General features: G+C 41.2%; 4 protein-coding genes. 2 read left to right on the forward strand and 2 right to left on the reverse strand.

Annotated elements, in window-relative coordinates; all coding sequences use genetic code 11:
- Positions 1-26 precede the first annotated feature (26 nt).
- On the forward strand, positions 27-9,779 hold the full coding sequence (locus BJI48_RS08995) for a DEAD/DEAH box helicase family protein (RefSeq protein WP_219350128.1): 9,753 nt from the start codon (positions 27-29) through the stop codon (positions 9,777-9,779).
- A 160-nt stretch (positions 9,780-9,939) separates the two neighbouring features.
- Here BJI48_RS08995 and BJI48_RS09000 read toward each other — a convergent pair whose 3' ends face one another.
- Together BJI48_RS09000 and BJI48_RS09490 are read right to left on the reverse strand one after the other, a co-directional pair.
- Positions 9,940-10,539, reverse strand: a complete 600-nt coding sequence (locus tag BJI48_RS09000) for a hypothetical protein (protein ID WP_095334202.1) — start codon at positions 10,537-10,539, stop codon at positions 9,940-9,942.
- A gap of 90 nt (positions 10,540-10,629) precedes the next feature.
- Positions 10,630-10,800, reverse strand: coding sequence for a hypothetical protein (locus tag BJI48_RS09490; protein WP_180763107.1), 171 nt, complete (start codon positions 10,798-10,800; stop codon positions 10,630-10,632).
- A gap of 135 nt (positions 10,801-10,935) precedes the next feature.
- Between BJI48_RS09490 and BJI48_RS09495 the strand changes: the two genes are divergently transcribed.
- Positions 10,936-11,088, forward strand: coding sequence for a hypothetical protein (locus BJI48_RS09495; protein ID WP_180763108.1), 153 nt, complete (start codon positions 10,936-10,938; stop codon positions 11,086-11,088).
- The last annotated feature ends 153 nt before the right edge of the window (positions 11,089-11,241 follow it).

Genomic DNA, 11,241 nt, shown 5'->3' on the forward strand with positions numbered 1-11,241 from the left:
GGGAGAAACTCCCGATTAAAGAGGCATTGAAAGAAGCCCAAGTTGCCAAAGCCCTCGAAGCAAAATATATTGCCAAGCGAGAAGAGCTAGCCAACAAGCCCGCAAGGTTTCAAATCGAGGCTAACCCTGAATTTGGAGAGAACTTCCCTAAATATTATCACGATGGGATCGGTGCGATTAACAAACTACTCGAAGTTAAGCGAGGGCAAGTCGCAGGGGCATTTTATCGAGAGGAGTTAGGCGATATTGATTTGGTTTGGGGAGCAGTTACGAATGCAGAAAAACACACAGGCTATGGACTAGCCCATATTGTAGATAAGCACCCTGAAGCGGTCAATAAGATTCCTGAAATCATCAAAAAAGGCAAATTGCTAAAAGACAATGGCATATATACAATTTATGATAAAGATTATCGGGTGGGATTATCAAAAGGGTGGAATAACAAAGGGGATAATCATTGGATTATTTCATCTTATAAAACAGAAACGCCACATTCAGATTTCCTACCAAGTAATGGAGTTGCCTCAGAAGATGGGACTAATCTACTTCCGAACGTTTCTGTTAAATCTAATTCTACCACAAATCCCCCAATCCCACCCAAAAAAATCAATGAAACCCTCAAGAATGCTAAAACCATCGGGGAACAGCATATTATTGATGATAGGTTGCATATCGATGAAAAAATGGCTCTCAAACTCATTGATAGGGATTTACTCAAGCCTAATTTTAACTTTGGCACAGGCACACAGCTCCGTTTAGATGATAATAGCCATATGATAAGAAATATCCAAGAAGATTTTGACCCACGAATGCACTTTGATAAAAGGGGGGGATTTAATGGCACTCCTGTTGTGAGTATTTATGGTGATGTGATTGCAGGTAATCACCGCTTACAAGCTATCCAAAATATGAATCCCGCCCAATACACCCACTATAAAGAAGAGCTTATCAAGCGTTATCCAGAGGCAAAAGCGATGGAAAATCCCATCTTAGTGCGATTGCTTGAAAGTGGTGATAACGAGACCATTATGCGAATGGCAAAAGTATCTAATGAATCCCGTGTGCGTCTTGAGGGTGAAAAGCAACTCATCGCAATGGAGCAATATAAGCCCTTTTTGGACCAACTCCCCCCTAAGCTAGAAAGCACGGCTGATTTGATGCAACATATTGGCTCGAAAGAACGTATCGAAGCCCAACGGGCATTATTGGCATATCTCAATAAGGATATTCCTTTTGCAATTTCTGAATATGAAAAAGCCCATCGAGGGGCAGGCGATTTTGCACGCATATTTAATGAAAATGCCTATTTGCTCCATAATCTCAAAAACTATGCGAATAATAACGAAATGCCTGCGTTTAATCTCACGAGCCTTATCCCCCGTGCGATAAGACGTCTCAATCATCTTGATAGCAAATCAAGACCAACTGATGACTTTAGTGCGATTTTGCAAGATTATCAAGGGGCAATCCTCAAACCCAAAGGGGTGCAAACGCCCTTAATGGATGTATCTGATACACTCAATCACGAGACTTTTCCTGCGGATATGCTTGCTGTGGCTATCAAACGCCTGCAAAATCTTAAAGATGATGGCGTAAGCGATATGGCAAATCGCTTGAATGATCTCTATGACACCGCCAAACTTATCTATCACGAAAACCATTCGCCCAAATTATTTGATGATGGCAATATTGCTGTCGATATTTATGATGTTGTGCGATACTTTATCAACGGCAAGGTCGATTTGGAAAATGAAGACTTCACCAAAAGAATGCTTAATGCTAAAAATGCGAGCATTTATAATGACTTAGTCGATTTCTTTAGAAAACAAGAACTAGAAAATCCCATAAGAAAGGAAATAGAAAATGGCAATCCTAGCACACTGGAAACAATGGCGACCCCACGAGGTAGCTTATTGGATAGCGAGCAAAACCCTCAAAGAGAACTTGCAAGCCCTAGAATATCAACTCAAGAGCAACGAAATGGAATACACCCCACTACTAGGGGAGGAGCAAGCCAAGAGCGAAGCGATAATGGCACTCATCACCTATCAGGGCAAACCGCTAAGCTATCCCGAGATGATGGAGCTAGCCGAGCAAGCCAAAGCGGAGGGGATAGAGACAGCTTATCAGAGGGAGCTGGAGAAACTAGAACCTTACACGAGCGAGCAGGAGGAGGAAGCCAAGAGGGAATGGGAGGAAGAGAGGGAGTGGCAAGAAGAACAGAAACTCTGGCGGGGCATTTGGGAGAATCAGGAGGGAGAGGAGTAGAATCCTCCCCGCTTGAGCGTGAAGCTATCACCGACAAATTAGAAAATCTCCAATACAAATACCCTATTATTCAAAATATGGGGCATTTTAATCGGGCTTTCCCCCCAGAAACACGCAAAAGTTTTTATAGCTATCAAGAAATAAAAGATTTGATAGAATCCCGCCCACCAAATCCCCTCTCTGAAATAGTCTTTAAAGAAGAAGAAAAAAACACGCAAGCATTCTTTGATAACCCATTTGTAAAAAGAATGGGTGAGATTTTAGGCGATGATTTTGAAAAGCTTTTTTATCTCCAAAATGAACGCAAACGATTTAATGAAGACATCGCTAAGCAAGAAAACGAGCTGGAAAAACTCCTAGATAATCACTACTACAGCGAAAAAGACATCAAAGACACAAGGCAATATCAAGAAGAACTAGAGCATTTAAAAAATCTCCAAAAATATAAAATGCAAGTTGAAAAAGAGCTTGATTCCTTGATAGATAAAGCTATGCAGGGGAGTAAAGAAAAAATCCCGAGTAAAGCCACGCCATTGCCAGAGTTTGGCGAAAACTTCGCCGAGTTTTATCACGATGGAGCGGGGGCAATCGCTAAGCTAATGCAAGAGAGGCACGGGCAAGTCGCAGGGGCATTTTATCGGGAAGAGCTAGGCGATATTAGCCTTGTTTGGGGAGAGGCTGGCAGTGGTAAGTCTGATGGCTACGGGCTTGCTAAGATTGTGAAATTTCACCCTGAAGTTGTCGATAAACTCGATGAATTGGTCCATACCTTGCCTATTAGCAAACAAAACGAAAGACAAATTATATTAGATGATGGAGTTTATAAGATTGCTATTAGAAAGAATTGGCAAAGTGGTGAGGAGCAAAAAGATGTCAATTGGATTGTAACGGGGTTTGAAAAAACGGGAAATCGGGCTAATCTTACAAACCCAAGCCCAGCTACCCGTGAAGCCGTTCAAGGGGATTCCTTTTATGAACCTAATCATTCTACCACAAATCCCCTAAACGATAAATTTATCTCAATGATTATAAAATTCAAGCAAGAAGCCCCTAAGACCTATGAAAAGGTATTAAATAACGGCATCCCCAATGATAATAACACAATGGTAGCCTTAGCAAAACAACAAGGCGAGCCAGCTGATTTATTTGCCAATATGGATGGGGGAATATATAAAACATTGCAACTCTACCTAAAAGACCAATCCTATAATCAAGAAATTACAAAACTCCAAACACAAATAAGCCAAGCCGAAGAAAAGCTCGCTAAAAGCCAAACGCTTTCAGAAGAAGCGGGTGCAAAAAAACAAATTGATGACCTTAGAGAAATTCTCCAAATAATTAAAGATAATCAAAAAGAAAATTCCCAAAAAATCCAAGAATATCGCACGATGTTTGGTGATAATCCCCTCACCCCCACTCTTGAATCTGCCTCTAAAGAACTCCAAACCTCCGATATGCTAAGCCCTGCAACCAAAGAGGCTCTAGAAAAACAAGGGCTAGAGGTAGAACGCACTTCGGCGGGCTTTGATGTCAAACGCCCAAGTAAAGAGCCTAGCGACCTGCAAACCCCCCAAGCTTTCCCTATAGAAGCCCAAATCACAAAAGAGGGTTATAGCGTTTATAACGAAGTCGGTGCGATTGAAAAGAAAGTCATTGACACACCAGAAAGCCACGTAAAAATCACTAACGAGGGAGCTTATAACAAAGTCGCTACTACGGATAAAACTACAGGGGAAACTACCCTAAAAGCGGAGTTTAAAGATGAAAAAGCCCCGCGTGTCTTTGATAATGAAACACCCGCGAAACTCCCTACAAGCAAGGATAGAGCCGAGCTAGCTCAAAACTACATCATCAACCCCGATAAGCAACCCGCCATCAGCTTTGAAAATAATATCACCGCGATTAAGATTCTTAAAGACATAGAAGCCAACCATCGCCTAGCCACGCCAGAAGAAAAGCAACTATTGGCTTCGTATGTTGGCTTTGGCGGGTTGAGTAATAAATTTAAACCCGGAAGCGAAAGCGATAAGCTCCTCCGTGAGCTCCTCAGCGAAGAAGAATATAACTTCGCTAAAGCTAGCACGCTAAGCGCTTATTATACGCCTTATAACGTAGTCAGTGGGATTTGGCATACCTTGCAAAAGATGGGCTTTAATGGGGGGAATGTGTTAGAACCTAGCGTAGGCATTGGGAATTTTATCGGGCTCAAACCCGCCCATATCACTGCTGATATACGAGGCTTTGAAATCGACCCATTGACTGCGGGTATCGCTCAAATCCTCTACCCGCAAGCTCACATCAAAAAAGCCGGCTTTGAAACAATTAGTAGCGGGAATTATGACTTAATCATTGGCAATCCGCCCTATGGTGATATCAAGCTCTATGATAAAAACTTCAAAGAGGCAAGCAAGTTTAATATCCATAATTATTTTTTGCTTAAAAGTGCGGATTTGCTTGCTCCTGATGGAATGCTTGCTCAAGTAGTTACTAAAAGCTTCCTTGATACGCCTAATCCCAAAGCTAGAGAATTGCTCGCTCAAAAAATGCAACTCATCGGGGCGGTGCGATTACCCGAGGGGACATTCAAGGATACGGGTGTCAGCACCGATATTCTGTTTTTCCGCAGACTTAAAGAGGGGGAGAAAAATCCCGATACCTCCTGGACGCAAGTCGTAGAAATACCCGACCCAACAGGAAAAGCACCGATTCCTGTGAATGCCTACTTTACTAAAAACCCGCAGTATTTCTTGGGTGATATGGGGCGTTATGGCGGGCAATATGGCGATGATATGGTGCGTATCCGCCCTAATGGCAATACAACAGAACAAATGAGCGAAGCATTAGAACTCATCGCAGAGAGCCACACCATCACCCCAATAAAAAAAGTAGCCCTAAACGAGCAAGAAAGTGCCTTTAAACTCTCAAACGATAGCATAAACGATGCTCCCGCTTATATCAAAAGCAATTCGCTTTTTATGGCAAAAGATGGCAATTTTTATCGCTATAGCCCGAGTGATTTTGAAAATCCTGCCCGCCCTGTTAGCCTTGCGGACCTCTTAGGGGTTGATGAAGAAAAATTTGCTAGTTATACGCCAAGCTATCTTGCCCAAAAACAAAACTGGCTCAAAAAATTTCAAACGATGTTTCCTGATATTGAAAAGGTGCGAGGCACGCTTGTCGATCTTAAAAACGCCCAGCTAGACCCAGAGGCAACGGAGAGCCAAATCGGTATTTTGCGTAGTCGATTAAATAAAGAATATGACAGCTTTGTAAAAAAATATAACACAAGGTTTTTTGATAAAAATTTGATGAATGCCTTTGATGGCGACCCGCTTTATCCCCATCTGCTTGCTTTGGAAGTTACAAAACGTAATGATAAAAAACAAGAAGTCTTTGTTAAAAAAGCCGATATTTTCTCCAAACGCACCCAAATCCCAACCATTGTGCCGACAAAGGCAAGCAATATCATTGACGCTAAAAATATCAGCCTCGATCAAACAGGCACGCTAGATTTAGGCTATATGGCAAATTTGCTCGGCAAAAATATCGCAGAGACCAGCGAAGAACTCCTCAATAACCAGCTCGCTTTTAAAGACGCTAGCGGGCATATCATTGAGAAAAATCGCTTCCTTTCAGGTGATGTGCGTGCCAAGCTCGCCTCCTTTGAAAATAAAGACCTCGATATGCACCAAGAAATCGCCAAAAAAGAACTCCAAGCGATTATCCCCCCTGATGTATCCATTGTTGATGTCAGCGTGCGGATTGGGGCGAACTATATCCCTGCTAAGGTTTATGAAGACTTTGCAAAAGATGTCCTAGAAATTAACGGGGGCGTGCGGTTGGCTTATGATAAGGTTATAAATAATTGGGATATTGCCTATAAACTCCCTAGCAATCAACGAAGCTCTAACCTTATGTTTGCTGTTAAAGGCGAGTATAAAGAAGTAGGCGCTAGCGAGATATTTGCTAATCTTTTGAATCGTAAAAATATTACAATGAATACCATCGACCCCGTCTCTCAAAAAATCCGTGTGGATGAAAAGGGAAATAATGCCCTCAATAGTGCCATCGAGCGAATGAATAAAGCGTTTAAGGATTTTATTGTCAATCATCCCCAATACGCCCTCGAAGTCGAGCGCCTCTATAATGATGTCTTTAACGCCCATATCCCGATGGCTTATGATGGCTCGCATTTGAAATTTCCTGGTATGACCTCACTGATTACACTCCGAGCCCATCAAAAGAATGCGATTTATCGCTCTATTCAAGACAGGAGTGTTCTGCTTGATCACGCCGTTGGCACAGGCAAGACTTTCACAATGGCAGCTACGGCGATGGAGCTTAGGCGTTTAGGCTTAGCCAAAAAGCCAATGATTATTGCGCCCAATCATATCGTCCCCCAATTTGCTAGAGAGTTTCAGACACTCTATCCTAATGCCAATATATTAGCGACAATGAAATTTGATAGCAAATCCCGCCAAAAAACCCTCGCTTCTATTGCGACAGGTGATTGGGATGCAGTGATTGTCGGGCATTTTAATATGACAATGATGCCAGTGAGCAAAGAGGCACAAATCCGCTTTATCAATAAAGAAATAGCACAAGCCAGAGAAATTTATAGCCAAAAGCAAGGCGATAATCCTTTTAATGTCAAAAATTATGAGAGCTTTTTAGCCAAAAATAATAAAAAACTCCAAGAGCTTCTTGATAGCAAAAAAGATCAAACGACAGGATTTGAAGAACTCGGCGTGGATGCGTTGTTTGTTGATGAAGCCCACGAGTTTAAAAACCTTGCCTTTGCAACCAATGAAAGAAATATCGCAGGCATTGGCAACACCGCAGGATCAAAAAAAGCAACCGACCTCTATATGAAAACCAATCTATTGCGCGATAATGACAAAAAGATAGTCTTTGCTACGGGCACACCGATTAGCAACTCCGCTACAGAACTTTGGACAATGCAACGCTATCTTGATCCCGAGACTTTAGAACATCTTGGTTTAGAGCATTTCGATCAATGGCTCAATCAATATGGCAAGGTTACAAAAGACTTTGAGATGGGTGTAGCGGGGGCGTATAAAGAAAAAACCCGCCTTAGAGGCTATGAGAATCTTCCCGAGCTATATAGCAACTATACGAAATTTGCTGATATTGTCTCCAAAGAAGACGTAGCAAATTTCTTAAAAGCAGAGGGCAAGCCGATTATTGACCCGCAGGTCGAATATATCTCTGTGGTTGCACCGAGATCGAAAGAGCAAGAAGCGATGATGGCAGAATTCTTAGAGCGTGGCAAGGCAATAGAATCTAAAAGTGTGCGCCCTGAAGAAGACAATATGCTAAAAATCACCAATGATGGCAAAAAGGCTTCGCTAGATATGCGAACCATTGATCCATCAATGCCAGATTTTAAAGATTCTAAAATCAATCTAGCGGTGCAAAATATCCTCAAAGACTACAAACAATACGATAAAGACAAAGGCACACAGATTGTTTTTATCGACGCTAGCACGCCTAAAAGTGGGGTAAAAAATGAAATCAAAAAGATGGAAGAACTCTATGCAAAAGTAGAAAAGGGTGAAGATGGGGCGATGGAAGCCTTTGAGAAAGCTGGCGGGTTTGATTATATGGATTCGCTCAAAGCTCCCTTTAGCGTGTATGATGACATCAAAGAAAAGCTCATAAAAGCGGGTATCCCTGAAAACGAGATTGCCTTTATCCACGACTTTGATGACGCAAAAGGCATAAAAAAAGCAGCCCTATTTGCCAAAGTCAATAGCGGGGACGTGCGGGTGTTACTTGGCTCTACGCCTAAGCTTGGCACAGGGACAAACGTGCAAGAACGCATTGTCGCCGTCCATAATATTGACGCCCCCTGGCGACCAGCAGATATTGAACAACGCAATGGGCGAGCGATCAGGCAAGGCAATAAGCTAATGGAAAAATACGGGCGAGATAAATTTAAAGTCAAGATCTATACCTATGCGACCAAAGATATGTTTGATCAAGTGATGTTTGAAAAGCTCGCTACCAAGCAAAAGATTATCAATTCAATGAAAAGTGGCAAGTTTAATGGCAGGAATGTTGAAATCCCATCAGATAGTATAAACTTTGAAGAACTCCAAGCAGTTGCTTCTGGGAATCCGAAATTCCTTGAACGCCTCCAACTCAATAAAGAAGTCAATGAACTCCAAGCCCAAAAAGAAAATATCCAGCGCTTAACGCTCGCTAATAACAAAAAGATTGCTGAACTTGAAGCTTATATCCCCATCGCTAAAAGCTATTTGCAGAATTTTAAAGAGGATATAGCACGCACCAAAGCCAATGCAGGCAAGCTAAAAATCGGCACGGCAAGCTATGACAAAAACAATAAAGCCCACGCTAAAGCCATAGCCAAAGCCATCGAAAGTATCAAGATAGAAGAAAGGAAGCAGACCATCTATAACTACAATGGCTTAGACATCGAAGTAGAAAGGCATTATGTCGCTAACAAACCCCAATACACCATCAATGCCATCAATCCTGACACAGGAGCAAACTATACGATAGCTAATGGTGTGGATAGCTTTTCACCTAGTGGGACAATGGTGCGGGTAGAAAATTTCTTTAGCAAGAAGCGTTTGGAGCTTATCACGCAAGATCTCAAAACTTCGCAGGAACGCTTTGCCAAACTCAAAAAAGGTATCCAGACATTTGAAAAAGAAGCCGAGCTAAAAGTTAAGCAAGAAAAGCTCGAACAGCTTAATAGAGAGATTATCGAATCGAGCATTCAAGCCAAAGGGGTAAATAAGGAGAGTGGCAAGGATTTAGGCTTGGGCGCAGTAGGTGCTGGGATAATTGGCGGGGCTGGGAGTGCAGAAGCAAGCGATAATGATGATAGCGAGGGATTTGGTGGGAATGCGTTACTGGGTGCTTTGGGTGGTATTGTCGGATTGAAAGCTCTCAAATACCTAAGCAATAAGCCTGAAGTGCTTAAACGGCTTTTAAAGCGACATTTCCCAAATAAGGATAGGGAGATAGCCCAAACAATCGATTCGCTTAATATTGGGCAAATAAAGCACGAAAAACGAGGGATTTATAACGTAACCTACAACGGCAAAAATGCCACATATATCCGAAAAGATTTAGAAAATATAGAAGATGTTTTGAGATTTGAGAGAGGAAATACAAATAAGGGTGCAAGACATATTAAACACAGACATTTAAATCTTCATAAAATAGGGCATATTCAACAAGATGAGTTGCTAAATCTAGGAAATTCTATTAGAAGTTACATCAAGGAGCATAAAGAGCCGTTTATTGATGAAAAAGGACATCGAATCTATGAATGGGAAAACAAAGAGGGTGTAAGGTTTCGGGTGATTGCTTATAAATCTAATCAGCAGGGGCAGTCAAAGCCTGCATTATCTAAACCTGCTGATGAGATTATAACTTTTTATTCTGATAGGAATCTTAAAGATAAAATGGTTTTTAAGAATCCAAAATTGCAGAAATCAAAAGCTAGAATTGCCTAAAAACGAGGTTTTTGGAGATTGTAACTCCTTTGGGTAACCACAAACCAACAGACTATAAGCCCTCAAGCCTTAATAAAGAGAGCTTATAGCGTTTGGTTCTTTTTTAGTTTGAAAGAACAAAACATTTTTATTATAGCACGAAAAAATAAATTTTGTTATATTACTCAAAATTAGCCACGACAATAGGCAATTTGTCCCTTTTCAAACCTTTAACCATCTTGAGAGCCTCTTTGGCTTCATCATTCCAAAATTTTGTTTTTCTATTGCTACCTTTTATTTTTCTCAAAATTTTGTTTTGTTTATCAAAATAAAAATTTTCATAATCCAAAATTTTATTATCACTCTTACGCACTTTATTTTTCCGCACGCCAAAGCTCTCACCTTTACCCCATATCGTTATTTTTATCGGCTCAAACAGATAAAAGTTGCTAGACTCTTTTTTTGGTGTTTCTTGTTCTTTGTCTAGTTTTTGTTGGTCTTGCACGATGTTTGGGTTTTTACAAATTTCTTCAAGAAGTCTTTCGGCGTCATAAAAGCTCGTTTGATTGAACTTGGAGCTGGTGTGATGCCATTCGCAATAAGCGTAAAACTTCAAAAGACTTTTGAAAAGTTTGAGGGTTTTAATGGGTGGGAGATTTTGGGCGGTGAGCTTTTGATTGAATATTTTCAAATCATCACTGACAAAATGCGATAACGGCTTCCTGCCCGCCTCTTTGGCTTCTAATGCTCTCTCACTTTGTGAATAACCGATATATGCCATTGTCTTGTCCTTTTTATTGGGATATGTTACGAATTGTAACAGATATAGAGAGTAAAGTCAAGAGGTTGTCATTTACTTTTCAAAAAAATATTACACGCAATTTTGCACGCACGACGCCCATAGTTTGCTTCGCACGCCCGCACGTTGCACATTTTGCCCCTGCTCTTGCTCCCTTTGTCCTCGTTTTTCTGTCTTTGTCTTCGCCTGCACCTGCCCCACATTTGGACGACTTCCCCGCCACATCTTAAGCGATTTTCCCACACCGCCCCACATTTTCGCCCACATCTTCGGTTTTTATCGGTGTTTTGGCGGGGTTTGATAGGAAAAAGGCTTATAAAATAAGAGTTTTGCAGGGTTTTTAATGCTTTTTTTGCGTGAAGAAAGGAGAAATTTGGCGTGGTGCAAAAATGGCAAGAATGCAATTTGTATTTGGTGGGATTTTTGGGCGAATTTTGGCGTTTTTGGCTTGGGTTTGGGAGCTGGGTTTTGGTGGATTTTGAAGTGAAATTTTGGATTGAGATTGCCGAGTGGATTTGGGATTTTTCTTAAAAATTGCTTAAGATTTTGAAAATGCAGGGTGCTATACCCTTAGACCTTTTTTTTCAACCCTCGTGTAATGCGTATTTACAAGCGTTTTTCAAAAATGCTGTGCCAAAATTGTGCCAATTTTTATGTTTCACACTCATTTTTTTCTGACTTTGC

Source organism: Helicobacter sp. 11S02596-1, assembly GCF_002272825.1.
In the GTDB taxonomy this organism is placed as follows: Bacteria; Campylobacterota; Campylobacteria; order Campylobacterales; family Helicobacteraceae; genus Helicobacter_J.